The sequence below is a fragment of the Nonomuraea sp. NPDC047897 genome (assembly GCF_043204415.1).
In the GTDB taxonomy this organism is placed as follows: domain Bacteria; phylum Actinomycetota; class Actinomycetes; order Streptosporangiales; family Streptosporangiaceae; genus Nonomuraea.
Window position 1 is genome coordinate 18,389 of sequence record NZ_JBIDCC010000019.1, and the last position, 19,406, is coordinate 37,794.

22 protein-coding genes and 1 tRNA gene are annotated in these 19,406 nt (G+C 73.2%); 11 read left to right on the top strand and 12 right to left on the bottom strand.

The window, feature by feature from the left end:
- Positions 1–11 precede the first annotated feature (11 nt).
- From aztB to aztD, 4 genes are read left to right on the top strand one after another with little or no spacing between them, the layout of a single operon-like run.
- Positions 12–851 carry a zinc ABC transporter permease AztB gene (aztB, locus tag ACGF0J_RS33175; protein WP_393152311.1) on the top strand — a complete coding sequence of 280 codons (840 nt, stop codon included), beginning with the start codon at positions 12–14 and terminating at the stop codon, positions 849–851.
- Positions 848–2,038, top strand: coding sequence for an ABC transporter (locus ACGF0J_RS33180; protein ID WP_393152313.1), 1,191 nt, complete (start codon positions 848–850; stop codon positions 2,036–2,038). Before aztB ends, ACGF0J_RS33180 begins: the two co-directional genes overlap by 4 nt.
- Positions 2,035–2,949, top strand: coding sequence for a zinc ABC transporter substrate-binding protein AztC (gene aztC / locus ACGF0J_RS33185; RefSeq protein ID WP_393152315.1), 915 nt, complete (start codon positions 2,035–2,037; stop codon positions 2,947–2,949). Before ACGF0J_RS33180 ends, aztC begins: the two co-directional genes overlap by 4 nt.
- 27 nt (positions 2,950–2,976) lie before the next feature.
- A complete protein-coding gene (aztD, locus tag ACGF0J_RS33190) occupies positions 2,977–4,149 on the top strand; it encodes a zinc metallochaperone AztD (RefSeq protein WP_393152317.1) in 1,173 nt (390 codons plus the stop codon).
- A 90-nt stretch (positions 4,150–4,239) separates the two neighbouring features.
- Here aztD and ACGF0J_RS33195 read toward each other — a convergent pair whose 3' ends face one another.
- On the bottom strand, positions 4,240–4,824 hold the full coding sequence (locus tag ACGF0J_RS33195) for a TetR/AcrR family transcriptional regulator (RefSeq protein ID WP_393152319.1): 585 nt from the start codon (positions 4,822–4,824) through the stop codon (positions 4,240–4,242).
- Between the two features lie 67 nt (positions 4,825–4,891).
- Here ACGF0J_RS33195 and ACGF0J_RS33200 point away from each other — a divergent pair, with 67 nt between their 5' ends.
- From ACGF0J_RS33200 to ACGF0J_RS33215, 4 genes are all read left to right on the top strand, one after another.
- Entirely contained in the window at positions 4,892–5,815 is a 924-nt protein-coding gene (locus tag ACGF0J_RS33200; RefSeq protein WP_393152321.1) for a carbohydrate kinase family protein, read from the top strand.
- A gap of 11 nt (positions 5,816–5,826) precedes the next feature.
- Positions 5,827–7,041 carry an aminotransferase class III-fold pyridoxal phosphate-dependent enzyme gene (locus ACGF0J_RS33205; RefSeq protein WP_393152323.1) on the top strand — a complete coding sequence of 405 codons (1,215 nt, stop codon included), beginning with the start codon at positions 5,827–5,829 and terminating at the stop codon, positions 7,039–7,041.
- A 40-nt stretch (positions 7,042–7,081) separates the two neighbouring features.
- Positions 7,082–7,357: a 4a-hydroxytetrahydrobiopterin dehydratase gene (locus ACGF0J_RS33210; RefSeq protein ID WP_393152517.1), complete on the top strand. Its 276-nt coding sequence runs from the start codon at positions 7,082–7,084 to the stop codon at positions 7,355–7,357.
- Between the two features lie 82 nt (positions 7,358–7,439).
- Positions 7,440–8,015 (top strand): superoxide dismutase family protein, encoded by a 576-nt coding sequence (locus ACGF0J_RS33215; protein ID WP_393152325.1) that lies wholly within the window; start codon positions 7,440–7,442, stop codon positions 8,013–8,015.
- A gap of 97 nt (positions 8,016–8,112) precedes the next feature.
- On the opposite strand, the gene selD is transcribed toward ACGF0J_RS33215, so the two are convergent.
- Genes selD through ACGF0J_RS33235 form a run of 4 tightly spaced genes read right to left on the bottom strand, consistent with a single transcriptional unit; the run spans position 8,113 to position 12,272 of the window.
- Positions 8,113–9,099, bottom strand: coding sequence for a selenide, water dikinase SelD (gene selD / locus ACGF0J_RS33220; protein WP_393152327.1), 987 nt, complete (start codon positions 9,097–9,099; stop codon positions 8,113–8,115).
- Positions 9,100–9,112: 13 nt separating this feature from the next.
- Positions 9,113–10,321, bottom strand: coding sequence for a hypothetical protein (locus ACGF0J_RS33225; RefSeq protein WP_393152329.1), 1,209 nt, complete (start codon positions 10,319–10,321; stop codon positions 9,113–9,115).
- On the bottom strand, positions 10,318–11,157 hold the full coding sequence (locus ACGF0J_RS33230; RefSeq protein ID WP_393152331.1) for a phosphate/phosphite/phosphonate ABC transporter substrate-binding protein: 840 nt from the start codon (positions 11,155–11,157) through the stop codon (positions 10,318–10,320). Before ACGF0J_RS33230 ends, ACGF0J_RS33225 begins: the two co-directional genes overlap by 4 nt.
- Positions 11,154–12,272, bottom strand: a complete 1,119-nt coding sequence (locus ACGF0J_RS33235; protein WP_393152333.1) for an acyl-CoA dehydrogenase family protein — start codon at positions 12,270–12,272, stop codon at positions 11,154–11,156. The genes ACGF0J_RS33230 and ACGF0J_RS33235 overlap by 4 nt, the downstream gene beginning before the upstream one ends.
- A gap of 286 nt (positions 12,273–12,558) precedes the next feature.
- Between ACGF0J_RS33235 and selA the strand changes: the two genes are divergently transcribed.
- The 3 genes from selA (at position 12,559) to ACGF0J_RS33250 (ending at position 15,797) form a co-directional block, all read left to right on the top strand.
- Positions 12,559–13,875 carry an L-seryl-tRNA(Sec) selenium transferase gene (gene selA, locus ACGF0J_RS33240; RefSeq protein ID WP_393152335.1) on the top strand — a complete coding sequence of 439 codons (1,317 nt, stop codon included), beginning with the start codon at positions 12,559–12,561 and terminating at the stop codon, positions 13,873–13,875.
- Positions 13,876–13,894: 19 nt separating this feature from the next.
- On the top strand, positions 13,895–15,679 hold the full coding sequence (locus ACGF0J_RS33245; RefSeq protein ID WP_393152337.1) for a SelB C-terminal domain-containing protein: 1,785 nt from the start codon (positions 13,895–13,897) through the stop codon (positions 15,677–15,679).
- A gap of 24 nt (positions 15,680–15,703) precedes the next feature.
- Positions 15,704–15,797, top strand: a tRNA-Sec gene (locus ACGF0J_RS33250).
- Between the two features lie 83 nt (positions 15,798–15,880).
- On the opposite strand, the gene ACGF0J_RS33255 is transcribed toward ACGF0J_RS33250, so the two are convergent.
- The 7 genes from ACGF0J_RS33255 to ACGF0J_RS33285 form a co-directional block, all read right to left on the bottom strand.
- The gene (locus ACGF0J_RS33255) at positions 15,881–16,405 is read right to left on the bottom strand and encodes a hypothetical protein (protein ID WP_393152339.1); all 525 of its coding nucleotides are present in this window, start codon (positions 16,403–16,405) and stop codon (positions 15,881–15,883) included.
- A 31-nt stretch (positions 16,406–16,436) separates the two neighbouring features.
- A complete protein-coding gene (locus ACGF0J_RS33260) occupies positions 16,437–16,967 on the bottom strand; it encodes a MauE/DoxX family redox-associated membrane protein (RefSeq protein ID WP_393152341.1) in 531 nt (176 codons plus the stop codon).
- Positions 16,968–17,450: a hypothetical protein gene (locus tag ACGF0J_RS33265; RefSeq protein WP_393152343.1), complete on the bottom strand. Its 483-nt coding sequence runs from the start codon at positions 17,448–17,450 to the stop codon at positions 16,968–16,970.
- Between the two features lie 72 nt (positions 17,451–17,522).
- Entirely contained in the window at positions 17,523–17,681 is a 159-nt protein-coding gene (locus ACGF0J_RS33270) for a hypothetical protein (protein WP_393152345.1), read from the bottom strand.
- 7 nt (positions 17,682–17,688) lie between these two features.
- Complete coding sequence (locus ACGF0J_RS33275; RefSeq protein ID WP_393152347.1) at positions 17,689–18,186, bottom strand: hypothetical protein; 498 nt, start codon at positions 18,184–18,186, stop codon at positions 17,689–17,691.
- A complete protein-coding gene (locus tag ACGF0J_RS33280) occupies positions 18,183–18,689 on the bottom strand; it encodes a hypothetical protein (protein ID WP_393152349.1) in 507 nt (168 codons plus the stop codon). The genes ACGF0J_RS33275 and ACGF0J_RS33280 overlap by 4 nt, the downstream gene beginning before the upstream one ends.
- Before the next feature lie 4 nt (positions 18,690–18,693).
- Complete coding sequence (locus ACGF0J_RS33285; protein WP_393152351.1) at positions 18,694–19,371, bottom strand: hypothetical protein; 678 nt, start codon at positions 19,369–19,371, stop codon at positions 18,694–18,696.
- Positions 19,372–19,406: the final 35 nt, after the last annotated feature.

A 19,406-nucleotide genomic window follows, 5' to 3' on the forward strand; every position in this document is an offset into this window, starting at 1 on the left:
TGGTCCAGGTCATGGATTGGTTCTTCGACCCCTTTCAGGTGACTTTCGTCCGGCATGCGCTGTGGGCGGGCGTCCTGGTGTCGCTGCTCTGCGCGCTTGCCGGCACCTGGGTGGTGCTGCGCGGCCTGGCCTTCCTCGGCGACGCGATGTCCCACGGCATGCTCCTGGGAGTGGCGGTCGCGGCGATGGCCGGGGTGAACGTCCTGCTCGGCGCGCTGTTGAGTGCGGGCGGGATGGCGTGGGGGGTCAGCGTGCTGGGCCGGTCGGGCCGGCTGTCGCAGGACACCAGCATCGGGTTGCTGTTCGCGGGGATGTTGTCGCTGGGCGTGATCGTGGTCTCGCACTCCCAGTCCTTCGCGGTGGACCTGACCGGATTCCTCTTCGGTGACGTGCTGGCGGTAGGGGAGCATGATCTTGCGGGGCTGGGTGTCGCGCTCGCGGTGACGGCGCTGGTGGCGGTGCTCGGGCACCGGCCGTTCGTCGCGCTCGCCTTCGACGCGCGCAAGGCACACACGCTGGGCATGCGTCCCCGGCCGGCACACGTCCTGATGCTCGGCCTGGTCACGCTGGCGATCGTGGCCTCCTTCCACATCGTGGGGACGCTGCTGGTGTTCGGGCTGCTCATCGGACCGCCGGCCGCCGCCGCGCTGTGGGCCCGGCGCATTTCGATGATCATGCTCGGAGCCGCGCTGCTCGGCATCGCCTCGACCGTGATCGGACTGGTGGTGTCGTGGCACGCGGCCACGGCGGCGGGCGCCACGATCGCGGCCGTGGCCGTGGGCCTGTTCTTCCTGTCGGCGCTGGGCGACGGGCTGCGCCACCGGCTCTCCCGGAAGGCGGCCGAGGTATGAGGTCGTGCGGAGTCGGGGCGCTCGCCCTCGTCGTCCTGCTCGGAGGGTGCGCTCAGGAGAGCGGCGACGGCGCGGTGCCGCGGGCGACGGAAGAGGTTCCGCACGGGTACGTCGAGGGTGCCGAGGAGATGCCCGAGCCCCAGTCCCGTCTCGTCCTGGCCGACGGGGGGACGGGCACGGTCCACGTGCTCGACCTGCTCACGGAGCAGACCACGGCGGTGGCCCGCGTCGAGGACGTGCGCGGAGTCACCGGTGACGGCCGCTTCGCCTATGTCACCGCCGGCGCGGGCGGCCTGCACGTGATCGACAGCGGAGCCTGGGCCGTCGATCACGGGGACCACTTCCACTACTACCGGACCGCGGCCCGCGATCTCGGCGCCGTCGCCGAGCGACCCTCGTACGCCGCCGCCGACACGGCGACCATCACCGACACGGCGGCCACTGCCGACACGGCGACCACCGCCGTCCGGACCGGCGACGGCACGATCACGCTGCTCGACCGCGCGCGCATGGAGCAGGGCGAGCTCGTCGAGGCCGGAGAGATCGAGAACGCCGCTGCCGTCCTGCCCTACCGAGGACACCTGCTGGTCGCCGAAGGCGGTGCCGTACGGGTCGAAGGGGGTGCCGGCGTCGGCGCCTGCGTGGACGCGGCAGGTACGGCGGTGACGCGGCGTGGCGTGATCTTCGGGTGCGCGGACGGGGCCCTCCTGGTCACCGAGAAAGACGGCGCGTTCGAGGGCGTGAAAATCCGATATCCGCACAAGACGCCCGCGAGCGACCGGGCGACGGCGTTCCGGCACCGTCCGGGCAGCTCGACCATGGCCGCCAAAGCCGGCGATTCGGGGACGTGGGTGCTCGACGTCGCCGCCAGAACGTGGAAACTCCTGAGAACCGGCCCCGTGGTGGCGGTGACCGCCGTGGGCGAGGACGCGCCGGTCCTGACCCTGACCGAGGACGGCGTCCTGCGCGCTCACGATCCCGCCTCCGGCAAGGAGATCGCCGGCACGAAGCTCCTGGCCGAACCGCTGACCGGCTCACCCGACATTCAGGTGGACACCGGCCGCGCCTACGTCAACGACCCGGCCGGCAAGGCCGTGTACGAGATCGACTACAACGACGATCTCCGGCGGGCCCGCACGTTCAGGCCCGGCTTCGCGCCCACGTACATGACGGAGACCGGACGATGACCCTGCTGATGGCCCGGCTCGTGACGGCGATCGCGTTCGTGATGGTGGCCGGATGCGCCGCCACCGGTGAGAACGCCCCCAGGGTGGTCGTCACCACCAACATCCTCGGTGACGTCACGCACACCATCATCGGTGACCAGGCCGAGGTCACCGTGCTGATGAAACCGGACTCGGATCCGCACTCCTTCGGCGTCTCCGCCCGGGAGGCCGCGCTGATCGAGGACGCCGACCTGATCGTCTACAACGGGCTCGGCCTCGAGGAGGGCGTGCTGCGCCACGTCGCGGCCGCCGAGCAGGCCGGCGTGCCCGCCTTGGCTGTGGGGGAGGGCGTCGACCCGATCCGCTTCGCCGCCGACGAGACGGCGGGGCAGCTCGATCCCCACTTCTGGACGGACCCACGGCGGATGGCCAAGGCCGTGGACCTGATCGCGGAGCAGGTCGTCACGCACGTGGACGGCATAGACGCCGCCGCCGTCCGGACCGCCGCCGCGAGCTACCGGGCCCAGCTCGAACAGCTCGACTCCTGGGTTGAACAGCAGGTCGCCACCATCCCGCCCGATTCCCGACGCCTGGTCACCAACCATCACGTCTTCGGTTACTTCGCTCAGCGATACGGCTTCCAGGTCATCGGCGCCGTGATCCCCAGCGGCACCACCCTGGCCTCCCCGAGTGCCTCTGACCTGGAGTCGCTGAGAGACGCGATCAAGTCGGCGCACGTCAAAGCGATCTTCGCCGACTCCTCGCAGCCCGAGCGCCTCGCCCGGGTGCTCGCCTCGGAAGCCGGCGTGGACGTCGAGGTGGTCCCGCTGTTCTCCGAGTCCCTGAGTCGCAGGTCACCGGGCGCCGCCACGTACCTCGACATGATCCGCAGCAACACCAAGGCCATGGCCGACGGCCTCAACGGCCGTTGACATCCTCCTCAGAAAGGCACACGACACATGACCGTCCGATCCCGGACAACCGCACTGCTCGCAGCGAGCTTCCTCCTCACCGCCTGCGGAGCCCAAGAGCCCCCGAGGGCGCCCGCGAGCGCCGCACCCGCACGCGCCACCTCCCAGAAGACGGTGACCGACCCCATCGTCATGACGTACGCCGGCGGCCTGTACGTCCTGGACGGGCAGAGCCTGGAACTGGTCAAGGACATCCCCCTCGCCGGATACAACCGCGTCAACCCCGCCGGGGACGAACGGCACGTCCTGGTCTCCACCTCGACCGGGTTCCGCGTCCTGGACGCCGCCTCCGCCACGCTGAAGGAGGACGAGTTCAAGGGGACCAAGCCGGGCCACGTGGTCAGGCACGCCGGAACCACCGTCCTGTTCTCCGACGGAACCGGCGAGGTCACCATGTTCGACCCCGATGACCTCGCCACAGGTCTGCCGAAGGGCGAGACGTACCAGGCGGCCGCGCCGCATCACGGCGTCGCCATCGAACTCGAGAACGGCGAGCTGGTCGTCACCCTCGGCACCGAAGAGAAGCGCACCGGCATCGTCGTCCTCGACAAGGACCGCAAGGAGGTCACCCGCAGTGAGGACTGCCCCGGTGTGCACGGCGAGGCCACCGCCCAGGGCGAGGCTGTCGTGATCGGCTGCGAGAACGGCGTTCTGCTCTACAAGGGCGGCAAGATCAGCAAGATCGACAGTCCCGACGAGTACGGGCGCATCGGTAACCAGTCCGGTTCGGACCTTTCGCCGATCGTCCTGGGCGACTACAAGAAGGACCCCGACGCCGAGCTGGAACGCCCCACCCGGATCTCCCTCATCGACACCGAGACCGGCAAGCTGAAGCTGGTCGACCTGGGCGCGAGCTACACCTTCCGCTCGTTGGCCCGCGGTCCCCAGGGCGAGGCCCTGGTCCTGGGCACCGACGGCGCCGTCCACGTCATCGACCCGGACGCGGCGAAGGTCGTCAGAACCATCAAGGTCGTGGAGGAGTGGAAGGAGCCGCTGGAGTGGCAGCAGCCCCGGCCGAACATCTTCGTCCGTGACCAGAACGTCTACGTGAGCGACCCGGCGGGCAAGCGGGTGCACGCGATCGACCTCACGTCCGGGAAAGTCACCAGGACCACGTCCCTGCCCCAGCCCCCGAACGAGCTCACCGGCACCACCGACTGAGCTCGACGGCGGCCTGGGCGTTCGATGGAGCAGTGCCCGCGTCCGTCGCGATGGCCGTCGCCCCCGGTCCCGGCCGGCACGGCGTCCCTGCTAGAGGCGGTCGAGGTGGGCGAGCATGATGCGCTCCAGGTCCACCCGCCTGAGCCGGCCCGGGTACAGCAGCAGGTGCAGGCTGAGCCCGTCCACCAGGGCGAGCAGATGCTCGGTCACGTCGTCCAGGTCGTCGTCGCCGCGCAGCTCGCCCGCCGCGCGCGCCTGGCCGAGCAGCCCCCGCACGACGGCGCGCAGCTCGCCGGCCTCGGCGCGCTGCACCTCGGCCAGCCGTTCGGAGGCGAGGCTGCGGCTCCAGAAGCTCACCTCCAGACGCGTCTCCTGGGTGCGCTCGGCGTCGAGGGGGAGGTTGTCCAGCAGCAGCTCGCGCAGGGCGGCCAGCCCGCCGGCGCCGTGGACCTTGCCGGCCAGCCGCTCGCGGATGCGCTGGTGCGACTGGCGCAGCGCCGACAGCAGGATCTCGTCCTTGTCGGCGAAGTAGTGGGCCAGCACCCCGTTGCTGTAGCCCGCCTCCTTGGCGATGGCGCGGGTGGTGGCGGCGTCGATGCCGTCCCTGACGATCACTCGGCGGGCCGCCGACAGCAGCTCCCTGCGGCGCTCGTCGTGGTCAACGATCTTCGGCATCGCGCTCCCTCCGTCGTACCGGTTCCAGCATATTGACTTTTTATTCGGACGTCTGTCTATTTAGACCATGACCGTCGCCACCGTCGGCGTGCACATCGTCGACATCCTCGCCAGGCCCGTCGAGCACATCCCCCCGGGCCAGGACACCGTGCTGGTCGACCAGATCCGCCTGACCGCCGCGGGAGCAGCGGCCGGGACGGCGGTGGACCTGGTCAAGCTGGGCAACGACGTCGTCACCATGGGGGCGGTCGGCGACGACGAGCTCGGCGACTTCCTCGTGGCCGTGCTGGCCCGGCGGGGCGTGGACGTCTCGCGCCTGGCGCGCCGGCCGGGCGAGCAGACCGCCGCCTCCATCCTGCCGATCCGCCCCGACGGAGGCCGCCCCAGCTTCCACGTGCCGGGCGCCAACCTGGGCGTGACGCTCGCCGACCTGCACGTCGAGACGCTGCGCGCCGCGCGGGCCGTGCACCTCGGCGGCGTGGACGTGACGTTCGGGCTCGGCGAGCCGGCCTTCTTCGGGCTGCTCGACGAACTGCGCGAGGACGGCGTCGTCGTCACCATGGACCTGCTGTCGGAGCTGCCCGACCTGCTGGGCATGGCCCGCGCCTTCCTGCCGCACGTCGACTACGTGCTGCCCAACGAGTCGCAGGCCCGGCACATGACCGGCGAGGACGACGTCCGGGCCGCCGCGCTCGCGCTGCTCGCCGAGGGGCCGCGCGGCGTGCTGGTCACGCTCGGCGCGCAGGGCAGCCTGGTCGCCACCGGGACCGGGGTGGAGCACGTCCCCGCGCTGAAGGTGGAGGTCGCCGACACGACCGGCTGCGGCGACGCCTACTGCGCGGGCTTCCTCACCGGCCTGCTGCACGGCCGCGACGCCCCGGCCGCCGCCCGCTGGGGCACGGCCGCCGCCGCCCGCGTGGCCACCGGCCTCGGCTCCGACGCCGGCATCACCGACCTGCCGTCCACGCTCGCCCTGCTCACCGACTCGTGAAAGGCCGACCCATGACCGACGCCGAGCTGCGCGAGCGCGCGCTCAAGGTGGTGCCCGGCGGCATGTACGGGCACCTCAACGCCGCCATCTTCGCCCCCGGCTACCCCCAGTTCTTCCAGCGCGGCGAGGGCTGCCGCCAGTGGGACGCCGACGGGCGCGAGTACATCGACCTCATGTGCAGCTGGGGGCCCGTCGTGCTCGGGCACCGGCACCCGAAGGTCGAGGAGGCCGCCGCCCGGCAACTTGCCCTCGGCGACTGCCTCAACGGGCCCGGCGCCGTCATGGTCGAGCTGGCCGAGCTGCTCGTGGACACCGTGCCCAGCGCCGACTGGGCGATGTTCTCCAAGAACGGCACCGACGCCACCACCCAGGCGCTCATGGTGGCCAGGGCCGCGACGGGCCGCACCAAGGTGCTGATGGCGCACGGCGCCTACCACGGGGCCGACCCGTGGTGCACGCCCTCGACCGCGGGCACCACCCCGAACGAGCGGGCCGACCTGGTGGAGTTCGCCTACAACTCGCTGGAGTCGCTGGAGGCCGCCGCCGCCACCGTGGAGGGCGACGTTGCGGCGATCATCGTGACGCCGTTCAAGCACGACTCGTTCGAGGACCAGGAGCTGGTGGAGCCCGCCTTCGCGCGGGGCGCGCGGGCGCTGGCCGACCGGATCGGGGCCGCGCTGGTCATCGACGACGTGCGGGCCGGCTTCCGCATCGACCTGCGCGGCTCGTGGGAGCCGTACGGGGTGCGGCCCGACCTCACGGCCTGGTCCAAGGCCATGGCCAACGGCTACGCCATCGCGGCCGTCACCGGCGTCGACGCGCTGCGCGGCGCCGCCCAGTCGCTCTACTCGACCGGCTCGTTCTGGTTCTCGGCCGTGGCCATGGCGGCGGCCAAGGCCACCATCGAGACGCTGCGCGACACCGACGGCATCGCCGCCATGGAACGCGCCGGCACGCAGCTGCGCGAGGGCCTGTACGCGCAGGCCAAGGCGCACGGGTTCACGGTCAACCAGACCGGGCCGGTGACGATCCCGTGGCTGAGCTTCGACGGCGACGCCGACCTGTCCACGGCCCTGTACTGGAGCGAGGCCTGCCTGCGGCACGGCGTCTACCTGCACCCGTGGCACAACTGGTTCCTGTCGGCCGCCCACACGCGACAGGATGTGGCGCGGGCCCTGGAGGGCACCGACCAGGCCTTCGCCGAGACCCGCGCGCACCTCGGCTGACGCCGCCGCGCCCTGAAGTAGCGTGAGCCACATGAACCCGATGGACATCGACAAGAGGCTCGCCGAGGTGCCCGAGTGGCGCCGCGAGGGCGAGGAGATCCGGCGGACGGTCACCGCGCCCGACTTCCCCACGGCCATCCGGATCGTGGGCGAGATCGCGGTCCGGGCCGAGGAGCTCAACCACCATCCCGACATCGACATCAGGTGGCGGACGCTCCACCTCGCCCTCACCACGCACGACAAAGGACGCTTGACGGACATGGACTTCACCCTGGCCGCCGCGATCGACCGCATCGTCGCCGAACACGCTGTGTGACGTGTCGATTACCCGTTAGAGTGGTGGCCCTTCGCGAGCCTGTCGTACCGGCTTCTGCACTGTCACCACTCTGGGGGTTCTCATGCGCCTGCCCGCGCTCCTGCTCGCCCTGCTAGCGGCCGCGGCCGGATGTGCCCAGACCGGCGCGCCCCCGGCGCCGAGCGGCACGGCCGGCTCCGCGTCGGCCGGCCCTTCGGCCAACCCCAACCTCGCGCTCTCGGCCAGCGGCGACTTCGCGCCCGACGCCACGCAGGCCATCGTCTACGACCGCAAGCTCGCCCCCGAGGGGGCCCGGGCCAGCCTGCTCGTCGAGTCGGAGCTGGAGGCCGGCAAGACCCGCTCGTCCCTGGTCGTCGAGGGGTTCCTGCCCGGCCGCACGTACGGCGCCCACCTGCACGCCAACCCGTGCGGCGCCGAGCCCGACGACTCGGGCCCCCACTACCAGAACAAGCCGGGCAAGGTCACCGCCAAGAACGAGGTGTGGCTCGACTTCACCACCGACGGCACCGGCTCGGCCAACGCCTCCGCGCGCAACCCGTGGCTGCTCACCTCCGAGCGGCTGCCCCGCTCGCTGGTCATCCACGCCGAGCGCACCAAGGCCAAGAAGCCCGACCGGGGCGCGGCCGGTCCCCGGGTGGCCTGCCTCACACTCGGCTGAGCGGCGGCCCGGCCTGCGGCGGCGGCCCGGCCTGAGGGGGCGGCCTGGGCCGCCGACCGGCGAGGTGCCGGGCGGGGCGTGGCCGCCCTGACCGCGGTCACCGCAGGATGAGGACGCTCTCGGCCCTCGGCACGAGCTCACCGATCACCGGGTGGCCCGGGATCTCGCCGGCGAGCAGGAGGCCGCCCGACGTCTGCGCGTCGGCCAGGAGCAGCCGGGTCGCCTCGTCCGTGCGGCCAAAGTCGGTGTGCGGGGCCACCCAGTCGAGGTTGCGGCGGGTTCCGCCGGGCACGTAGCCGTCGCGCACGGCCTCGCGGGCCCCCGCCAGGCACGGCACCGCGGCCACGTCCACCACCGCCGACACCCCTGACGCCCGCGCCAGCTTGTACAGGTGGCCGAGCAGCCCGAACCCGGTGACGTCCGTGGCGCAGCGCAGGCCCGCCTCGACCGCCGCCCGGCCGGCTTCGGCGTTCAGCCGCGCCATGACCTCGACGGCCTCCGCGAACACCTCTCCCGTCACCTTGTGCCGGTTGTTCAGCACGCCGAGGCCGAGCGGCTTGGTCAGCGTGAGGGGCCGGCCGGCCTCCCCGGCCTCGTTGCGCAGCAGTCGCTCCGGGTCGGCGATCCCGGTCACCGCCATGCCGTACTTGGGTTCGGGGTCGTTGACGCTGTGCCCGCCCGCCAGGTGGCATCCCGCCTGGGCCGCGACGGCCGCGCCGCCGCGCAGCACCTCGCGGGCGACGTCGTACGGCAGGACGTCCCTCGGCCAGCTCAGCAGGTTGACCCCGATCAGCGGCCGGCCGCCCATCGCGTACACGTCGGAGAGCGCGTTGGCCGCGGCGATCCGGCCCCAGTCGTAGGGGTCGTCCACCACGGGGGTGAAGAAGTCGGCGGTGGCCACCACGGCCGTGTCGTGCTCGATCCGCACCACGGCGGCGTCGTCGCCGGTCTCCAGGCCCACCAGCAGCTCGCCGGCGGCTCCGCGAGGGGCGGGCGCGCCGAGGCCGGCGAGCACCTCCTCCAGCTCCCCGGGCGGGATCTTGCAGGCGCACCCGCCGCCCTGCGCGTACTGCGTCAGCCGCATCGTGGACTCCCGTTCACATGAAGTTACGTGTGTGCAGGGCAGCGAGCTCGGCCGCCTCGTCCGCAGGGAAGCCCAGGTGGACGAGGCGCTTACGGCGGCCTTCGAACATCTCGGCCTGCAGCCGCTGGACGGCCCCGTGGCCGTCGGCGACGGCCCCCGGGGACCAGGAGCCTGCGGCCAGCAGCGTCAAGGCGTCGAGCACATGCTCGTTGATGCCGGCGGTGTCCGCCAGCACGTCGTGGCGGTGTTCGATCGCTCCTCTGAGCCTGCCACGGAAAGCGGGATCGCGCCGGGCCTGCTCCGCGAGGTGGGCGACGCCGAACGCGACATGACGGGCCTCGTCCTGGTGCGCCAGCGCGGCGATGCGGCGGGTGACCGGGTCCGGCGCGTGCCGGTCGAGGAACGACAGCAGGTTGAGGAACGTGCCCTCGCCCAGTACGGAGAGCAGGAACGACGCCAGCGAGAAGTCCGGCTCGGCCAGCAGGGACGTCAGCGAGGCGCGCCCGCCGGCCGAGGAGGTGCCCAGTTCCTCGCCGCGCAGCGTGGCGCGCCGGCTGAACACCTCGATGTGCCGGGCCTCGTCGGCCGCCTGGACGGCGAGCAGTTGCGTCACCTCGCGAAAGTGCGGGTGGACCCGGGCCAGCAGCCGCGCCGGGACGACCAGGGCGGCCTGCTCGTTCTCCACCAGGTAGGTCATCACCTGGACGACGGCCGCCTCGACCTCGGCGGGCAGTTCGAAGGCGCAGTCCCAGTCGATCGCGGTGGCCGGGTCCCACTGCCGCGCCGCGGCCTGCGCGTACAGGGCGGGCGCGAGGTCGGCCCAGACGACCTCCTTGCGGTCGAGGTCGAACGGCGCGGGAGGTCCGCCGGGCTCGACCAGCGCGCCGCGGGCGGCCAGCCCCCAGTGCGCGGCCGGGTGGGCCACCACCTGGGAGGGGGCCACGCCGCCGGCCCGTTCCGCGCCGGCCCACCTCGCGCGGGTGGCGGGACCGGGGACGATCCAGGCACGCACGCCCGGCGTGACCGGGTCGCCGTCCGGCGGGACCGTGAGCGCGTGGCCTTCCCGACGGCACCAGGCGGCGAGGTGGACGACGAGGGCGTCGTGGGTTCCGGTGACACCGAGCCGGCCGCCGGGCGGGAGCAGCGCGAGTTCCCTGCGCAGGATGACCTGCGCTCCCTGGTCGAAGCCGATGCCCGCCAGATCGGCGACACGCGAGGTCACGGGTCGTAGGCCGTGGCGGTGACCCGGCCGACCGGGTCGTAGAAGCCGGTCGCGTCCACCGCGGCCTCGAGCGCCGCGTACCCGGTGGCGCGGCCCGGCCGCCAATCCGTGAGCCCTTCCAGGTCGAGGAGGGGCCGCACCTCGGGATCGGCGTAGGACATGCCGGTCAGCAGGCCCCCGAACTCCTCGACCAGGTCGCGGGGGGCGTTCGCCGCGATCGTCATGTTGCAGTGGTCGTAGGGGGCGGTCATGGTGAGGATCCGGGTGGAACCGGCGGGCAGGGTGCCCTCCTGGGTGAAGAGCAGGTGGTTGGCGTCGAGCATGCAGGCCGCGGCCACCTCGCCGGCCAGCAGCGCCCGCGCCGCGTCCCGCTCGCCGCCGACGTGGTCGCCGTGCAGCCCGACGCCCACCTGGAAGAGTCTCGCCTCGACCGTGGCGCCCAGCTCTCGCAGGTGGCGCAGCGGCAGCAGGGTGGCCTGCGGGGAGTCGGCCGCTCCGGCGCCCACGGTCGCGCCCTTCAGCCCGGCGACCGTGTCGATGCCCGAGTCGGCGCGGACCGCCACGACCGACCGCAGGTCGCAGTCGGTGTCGCGCATCACCAGCGGGCGCACCGGCTCGCCGCGGGCCTCGCCCATCCGCCGCGCTCGCACCCAGGCGAGCGGCGAGTTCCAGGCGGCGTGGATCCGCCCGGCGATCAGGTCCTCGACCTGGCGCTCGTAGTGGGAGTACAGCACGAAGTCGAACGGCAGGCCCTGCCGCCGCAACCAGGCGCGGAACCCCGACCAGATGGTCACCACCTTGGCGTCGTAGGCCACGGCCCCCATCAGGAGCGTCATGAGCCGCTCCCGTCGAAGAGCGGCAGGCCGAAGGCGAGCCGGCCGGCGAAGTCGTGCAGCGCCTCGGTGGTGGGGGCCATCACCCGGGCCGCGAGCGCGTCGCGGAAGTGTCGCTCGACGCCCGTGCCGCGGCGCAGCGCCGAACCGCCGCACAGCCGCATGACCTCGTCGGCGATCTCGACGGCCGCCTCGGCAGCGACGGCCTTGACCTGCAGAACGCGGAGCGTCGCGTCGTCCCTGCCGTCCTCCAGCGCGGCCAGGACGTCGTCGAGGAAGACCCGCACCTGGTCGCGCCGGGCGGCGAGCCGGGCGAACGCGGACCGGGCGCCGGGCTGCTCGGCCAGGGTCTGTCCGAGGTGTTCCAGCCGGGTCCGGGCGACGTGCGCGCGGGCTCCGTCGACGAGCGCGTCGATCACGCCCAGCGAGAACGCCGCGTTGAGCACGAGGAACGTGGGCAGCGCGGCGTCCAGGGCGATGGCCAGCCCGGCGCCGTCGGCGCCCAGCATCGTCTCGGGCCGCACGTCGTCGGCGGTCATCGGGCTGGAGGCGTTGCCGCGCAGGCCCAGCCCGTCGAACGCGCCGCTGACCGACAGCCCCGCCGCCCCGCCGGGCACCAGCCAGAGCGTCATCGGCCCGGAGGCGGCCAGGGGGCGGCTGGACCACACGTACCCGTCGGCCTCTCCGGCCGCGGTGACGAAGCTCTTCCGGGACGCGAGCCGGACGTCGGCCCCGTGCCCGGTGGCCGTGCCGAGCGGCGCCCAGAAGTGGCTGCGCGAGCCGGTCTCCGAGAAGGCGAGCGTGGCCAGGTACTCGCCGCGGGCGATGGCGCGGCGGACCTCGCCGGGGCCGTGCGCCTCGATCACGGCGGCGGCCGCGTAGTGCATGAGGGTGACCATGGCGGTGGATCCGCAGGCCGACGCCAGGGCCGTGACGGCCTCGGCCGCGGCGGCCAGGCCCTGCCCCGCGCCGCCCACCTCGGTGGCGCTGGTCAGGCCGAGCAGGCCGGCCTTGCCCAGCGCGTCGACGCCCGCGCGGGGGAAGACGCCGCTCCGGTCGACCTCGGCCGCGGCCGGTGCCACGACATCGGCGATCACTGCCGCGAGCTCGGGGGTCACGCGTGGTGAGAACGGCAAAACGTTATCCCCTCACGAAAGACATCATGAATAGGACCCGGCATGGGAAAAGGGGGGACCGCGCCCGGTGGAAAACGCTGCTCCGTAGGCGATTCGTGAGGAATCTACAGGCGCTCATGAACATGATCAAGAGGCGTCCCGCAGGTTGGCCCCTTTAGCCGCACGGTATTCGGGAAGGATTGATTTCCGGATCACCCGTCCGGTGACCTACGGTCAGGGAGCCGTCACCGGGCAAAAAGGAAATGCCGGAGGGGGTAGGTTTCCGGGCATGGTGGATCATCGCCGGTCGATCCCGCGCACCGACGTGCTGCTCGCGGACCCGCGACTGGCCGAGGCACGTCGGCGGCTGGGGTCCGAGCGCGTCAAGGGCGTGGTCGTCGCCGCGCAGCGGCGCGCCAGGGAGGGGGCCATCTCGCCGGAGGAGGTCCTGCCGGAGGCGCTGGCCGCGCTGCCGGCGAGTGCCTCCGGGCTGCGACGCGTGATCAACGCCACCGGCGTGCTGCTCCACACCAACCTGGGCCGCGCCCCGCTGTCGGCCGCCGCCCGCGAGGCGGTGGACCGGGCGGCCGGCGCCACGGACATCGAGCTGGACCTCGACACGGGCGCACGCGGCAGGCGTGGGCGCACGGCCCTGGACACGCTGGCCGCCGCCGTACCCGAGGCCGAGGCCGTGCACGTCGTCAACAACAACGCGGCCGCCCTCGCCCTGGCGGCCACCGCGTTCGCCGCCGGCCGGGAGATCGTCATCAGCCGGGGCGAGCTCATCGAGATCGGCGACGGCTTCCGCCTGCCCGACCTGCTCGTCGCCACCGGGGCACGGCTGCGCGAGGTGGGCACCACGAACCGCACCTCCGTCCGCGACTACGCCGAGGCGATCGGCCCGGACACCGGGATGGTGCTCAAGGTGCACCCGTCCAACTACCGGATCGAGGGCTTCACCGCGACCGTCCCGATCACTGATCTGGGGGCGCTCTGCCGGAAGCGCGGGGTCCCGCTGGTGGGCGACGCGGGCTCCGGGCTGCTGCGGCCGGAGCCGCTGCTGCCGGACGAGCCCGACGTGGCCACCTGGCTGCGCCAGGGCGCCGACCTCGTCACCAGCAGCGGTGACAAGCTGCTGGGCGGCCCGCAGAGCGGGCTGGTGTTCGGCAGGGCGGAGCTGGTCGAGCGGTTGCGGCGCCACCCGCTGGCACGGGCGCTGCGGGTGGACAAGCTCACCCTCGCCGCGCTGGAGGCGACGGTCGGCGGCCCCGGCACGCCCATCCGCGACGCGCTGCACGCCGACCCCGCCGGGCTGCGCCGCCGGGCCGGGGAACTGGCGGCTCGGCTGCGGGACAAGGCGATCGCCGCCGAGGTGGTGGACAGCGACGGCGTGGTCGGCGGGGGTGGCGCGCCGGGGGTGCGGCTGCGTGGCGCGGCCGTGGCCCTCGACGAGCGCCTGGCCGCCCTGCTGCGCCGGGGCGAGCCGCCCGTGCTCGGCCGGGTGGAGCGCGGCCGCTGCCTCCTCGACCTGCGCGCCGTTCCGGAGGCCGACGACGAGACGTTGCTGGACGCCGTCCTGGCCGTGGCCCATCGCCTGCCGGACTGACGAGGCGGGAGGAACGACGGTGCACGTCATCGCGACCGCCGGGCACGTGGACCACGGCAAGTCCACCCTGCTGCGCGCCCTGACCGGGATGGAGCCCGACCGCTGGGCGGAGGAGCGGCGCCGGGGCCTCACCATCGACCTGGGCTTCGTGTGGACCAGCGACCTGGACGTCGCCTTCGTCGACGTGCCGGGCCACGAACGGTTCCTGTCGAACATGCTCGCTGGGGTGGGGCCGGTCCCCGCCGTGCTGTTCGTGGTGGCCGCCGACGGCGGCTGGCAGGTGCAGTCCGAGGAGCACCTGGCGGTGCTGGACACGCTCGGCATCCGGCACGGGGTGCTGGCGGTGTCGCGGGCCGACCTCGCGGACCCGGCCCCGGTGCTGGCGGATGCGGCCGAGCGGCTCGGCCGTACGAGCCTGGGCGGGGTCGAGGCGGTGGCCGTCAGCGCGGTCACCGGACAGGGGCTGCCCGAGCTGCGGGCGGCGCTGGGCAGGCTCACCGTCGCCCTGCCCGTCCCCGACCCGTCGGCGGACGTGCGGCTGTGGATCGACCGGGCGTTCACCGTGGACGGGCGTGGCGTCGTCGTGACGGGGACGCTGGGTCGCGGCACGCTCACGACGGCGCAGACCCTGGAGATCGCCGGCACCGGCGAGCTCGTCGAGGTGCGCGGCCTGCACAGCCTGAAGGTGGCCCATGAGGAGGTCCGCGCGCCGGCGCGGGTGGCGGTGAACCTGCGCGGGCGGGCGGCGGCCGGGCTGCGCCGGGGGGACGCGCTGATCGACCAGGGCCGCTGGGCGGTGGTCGGCGAGGTGGACGTCCGGCTGGACGAGACCGGCGCGCCCGCCGCGCGGGCGCGGGCGGCCCGGGGGGACGGCGCGGTCGCGCGGGTGCCCGGGCAGCTCGTCTGGCACATCGGCTCGGCAGCCGTGCCGGCCAGGGTCCGGCCACTGGGCTCCGGCACCGCCCGTGTCACGCTGAGCCGCCCGCTCCCGCTCCGGCTGGGCGACCGGGCGCTGCTGCGCGACCCCGGCAACCGCGACGTGTACGGGGCGACGCTCCTGGACGTCCGGCCTCCCGCGCTCGGCCGCCGGGGCGCGGCGCGGGCCCGGGCCGCGGAGCTGGCCACGCTGACCGGCGTGCCGGATGGCGCGGCCGAGCTGCGGCGACGCGGGCTGATGCGGCGCGCCGACCTGGTGGCGATGGGCGCGGCACCGCCCGGCCCACCCGTGGCGGGCGACTGGCTCGCGGACGGCGAGCACTGGGCCGGGCTCCGCGATCGGCTGCTCCGGCTGGTCGAGGAGCACGACAGGGCCCATCCCGAGGATCCGGGCCTGACGCCCGAGGCCGTCCGGCAGGCTCTCGGCCTGCCGGACCGTGCCCTCGTCGACGCGCTCGCCGCCGAGACGTCGCTGCGCCGCCGGCGTGGCCGGCTGGCCGCCGCCCTGCCCGTGCTGCCGGACCGGCTGCGCGGCGCCGTCGCCGCCGTCCGACGCGACCTGGCCGGCGACCCCTTCGCCGCGCCCGACGCGGGCAGGCTGGCCGAGCTCGGCCTGGACGCCAGGGCGCTGGCCATCGCCGAGGCCGCCGGTGCGCTGTTGCGGGTGCAGCCGGGGGTCGTGCTGCTGCCGGGCGCGCCGGAGGAAGCCGGGCGGGTCCTGGCCGGGCTGGCGCAGCCGTTCACCGTCGCCCAGGCCCGACAGGCGATGGGCACCTCCCGCCGGGTGGCGCTCGCGGTGCTGCAGTACCTGGACGGGCTGGGCCGCACCCGCCGCGTCGACGACAGCCATCGGGTGATCCTCGGGTGAGGGCGGCCCACTAGGATGGGCCGCGGAGGCGACTGGGTGCCTGGTGGCCCTCCCGGTCTTCAAAACCGGTGGCGCCGAGCATCTCGGCGCGGCGGGTTCGATTCCCGTCCGCCTCCGCTTGGTCATGCCTGCCTGCCCGTGATGTCGCACTCCAGCACCGTGGTGCGGTCGCCGGATTACTCCAGAACCTCGACGAGCCCGTCAGCTTCCTCCGGCCGTACCCGTACCGACGGCGTCGAGGTGGATGCGGGCGGTCTCGGCGAACTGCCGGAGCTGCGTTTCGGAGGCGGTGCCGCCGATCACGACGAACCTGTTCTTCGACATCGCCGCCACCTCCACCTCGCCGTCGTGGCGCGCGACGTTCCCGGGCCCGGCGATCGAGTCGACGCTGCCGACCACGCCGCATTCCGCGTAGAAGGCCTTGAACGAGTCCATGGCGTCGACCCCGCTCACCACGACCTGCGTCACCGTGGCCCCGTCCGTCGCCGTGAAGGTTCGCCACCGGGTCTCGGCCGCCGCCGGCGCGATGATCCGCTTGCCGCAGGGCACCAGGCTCTCGTCCAGCTCACCCCACGTTCCGTGCGAGGTGCCCGCGACCGTCCACGTCCGGCCGTCCTTGAGCTGGTCCGGATCCAGGAGGGGCGAGGCGGGGTCGGTCTTCCCGTGGGCGGCTGTGCCGCAGGCGGCGCAGAGCAGCATGATGAGCGTCACGATGGTGCGGTTCAAGGCTGATCCCTTCCGGAGGTCGTCACCGTGACTACTGCCCGTGGGCCGCGGAGGTTCCCCGCAGATCGGCCAACGTACCGGCGATGATCACGAACCCGGCCACGAAGGCGGCCAGCCCGCAGGTGAGCAGCCGGGCGCCCGTCCCGGCCGGGACGGGCGGCCATCCCGCGACGAGCGGGGCCGTCGCCAGAGCCAGGAGCAGGGCACGGCCGACCTTCGCGGGCGAGACCGGGCTGGTCTCGTCCAGGCATCCGCACGGCACTCCGCCCCTGTGCCGCAGCAGGACGGCCAGGTACACCGCCAGCGCCAGGTACCAGAGCGCCACGGCCGCGGCGGCGAACCGCAGCAGCCTGACCTCCCCGGTCAGCCAACCTGCCAGTACGGCGGCGCCGGCCAGGCCCTCGGCGGGGCCGAACAGCGGCGCGAGCCGTACCAGGAAGGCGGGCAGCAGGTCGTGTGTCCTGATCGTCGAGGTGAGGTCGCGGCGGCGCACCGCCGCGATCACCAGCAGCACGGAGCCCGCCAGGGCGAAGCAGGCCGGCAGCGTGTCTGAAACCGTCATCTACGTCCAAAGGAGCGCGAGCGACAGCAGGAACCCGGTGGCGCACAGGCGCCCCACCCATGCCGTCGAGGCCAGCAACTTCGTGTCCCACCGGCGCGGTTCGCCGCTGAGCGCCCGGGAGAGCGGCATGAGCGTCCTGCCCACGCCGAAGCCCAGCCCGGCCAGCAGGCCCGGGCCCAGACCTCCGGCCAGCACGATGACCAGGACGAGCAACTGGGGCAGCGCGGTCGGGGTGAAGGTGCGCACACCCGTGCCCATCTCGAAGCCGAACTGCAGCGGCCCGGCGAAGTCGGCGCGCGGGATGACGTCCTGCGGCACGAGCCGGCGGTTCTGTGGCAGCGAGAGCGGCCGTCCGGCCAGCTCGAAGAGCATGATGACGACGACGACCGGGACGAGCGTCCACAGCCGCACCCCTTGCGGGATGATCGAGGCCAGCCCGCCGAGCGCCCCTGTGATGAGCCCGGCCAGCAGCGCGCCGAGCATGAGTCCGATGCTGAATACCGGTAACTTGCCTCGCCAGACCGACGAGGTCAGCAGGTCCGCTGAGTTGAGGCTTCAAACGGAGCCGGACAGCGAGAACCCGGCGGTCACCCCCAGCAACGTCCAGGCGAGCGGGGTGAACGACGGGGTCCAGACCTGGTGCGCGGCCATCACCAGGGCCGCGCACAGCGTGATGCCGAGCGCGACCCGGGTGGCGGCGAAGGTGTTGGTCATCCGATGCTCAGGGGTTGGCCCAGGAGCAGATGTAGAAGGTGGTCCCGCCGCAGGTGGCGACGTTTCCGTCGGCGCAGCGGTACCGGGTGCCGTTGTGTGTCCAGCGCCACGCGTTGCGGTCGGACAGGCTGCCGGCGCCGCAGGCCTTGATCGCGTAGCTGTTGTAGCAGGTGCCGGAGGAGCGCAGGAACCAGCCGTCGCCGCCGCAGTAGCTGCGGGAGTACGGGGCGCCGACGCAGGCCTTGGTGTTGTTGTTGTAGCCGGAGAAGTTGCTGTATCCGGCGCAGTCGGTGTACTCGGTGCCCACGGCCGCGTGGGCGCTGTTGTTCCGGCCGGGGAGGGCGGACAGCACGTTCAGGGCCAGCGCGCCGCCCAGCACGCCCATGGTCTTGAAGACGGTTCTGCGGGAGGGCGCCGTCCGGGCGGGGCGCTGGTGCGTGCCGCTGTCCGGCTCGTCCTCGACGGAGGGCACGTCGGCCCAGTAACGGTCGACATCGACGGTCATGCGTTTGACCTCTCTGCGGGGCTGACGGTGAGGAAGGTGTCGAGGTCCTCGTCGGAGCCGACGACCCTGCGCCACTCCTCCGTCCCGTCGGGGGAGTACCTGACCAGTGACGGGGTCGCGCCGACGGCGACCGTGCCGACGAGGGCGGAGTCGATGACGGGAAGGACCTGGCTGCCCGCCACCCACTCGGCGCAACGGTCGGCGGAGCCGAGCACCACGGCGTGCCAGGGCTGGTCGGGCCCGGCCGTGTCGGCGAGGCGCCGGGCGCGTTCCCGGCAGTTGGGGCAGTGCTCGGACACCACCAGGACGTAGGTGGGCAGGCCGTCGTCGGAGCCGAACCTGGGCACCGATCTGACGGCCGGCGCCGCAGGCGCGGCCGCCTGCGCGCGCAGCAGCTTGCCCTGCAGCTCGCGGACCATGCCGAGCAGCGAGGCGAAGGCGAAGAGCAGCAGCACCGTCCCCAGGAAGGACAGAACCGCCAGCGAATCGAGGAAGGCCCTCACCGGTCTAGCTCAGCCTGCACGAGATGGACTCCACGACGCTGATGAACCGGCTGTCGTCGGGGTTGGCGGCGACGACGGTCGTGGCGGCGGTCTCGTTGACCACGAAGACCGAGCGGGTCTTCACGGCGCCGGACTCGTCCCGCTCGTCGACGCGCCACATCGCGCCGCCGCGCACCCGCTTGCCCGAGGAGCGGGGGACCGCCTCCGAGCTCTCCGCGATCGGCTTGACCTGGACGTTGCAGACCTGGTCGATGGTGTTGACCGCCAGCAGGTTGCCGAGGGTCAGGCCCGATCCGGCGCGGGGCAGCATGGTGAGCCCTTCCGGCGTGTCCTGGATGTCGAACTTGGCCAGGATGTCCATGAAGGTTTCGAAGGGGACTGCCGTGCCGGTGATGAAGGTGGCGACCTCGTGGTGCGGTCCTACCCACACCATGTTGGTGCCGCTCTCCGGGTCCTCCAGGGACAGGAGGCGGCCGCCGTTCCACTGGGCCTCACGCACGGTGAACCGCGGCCAGTCGCCCAGTTGCTTGGAGACGAGCTCGGCGGAGCCGGCCGGGGTGACCTGGAAGCGCATGCCGCCGCTCAGGCCGTGGGCCCAGATGAGATAGGCCCAGCCGCCGATGAAGGGCTGGGGGTTTCCGTCGACGGTGAGAGTCTGTCCGTTGGGTGCACGCACGTGCATTGTCGTCGCCTTCCGCGAAGGGGGGAGAAGGGCAC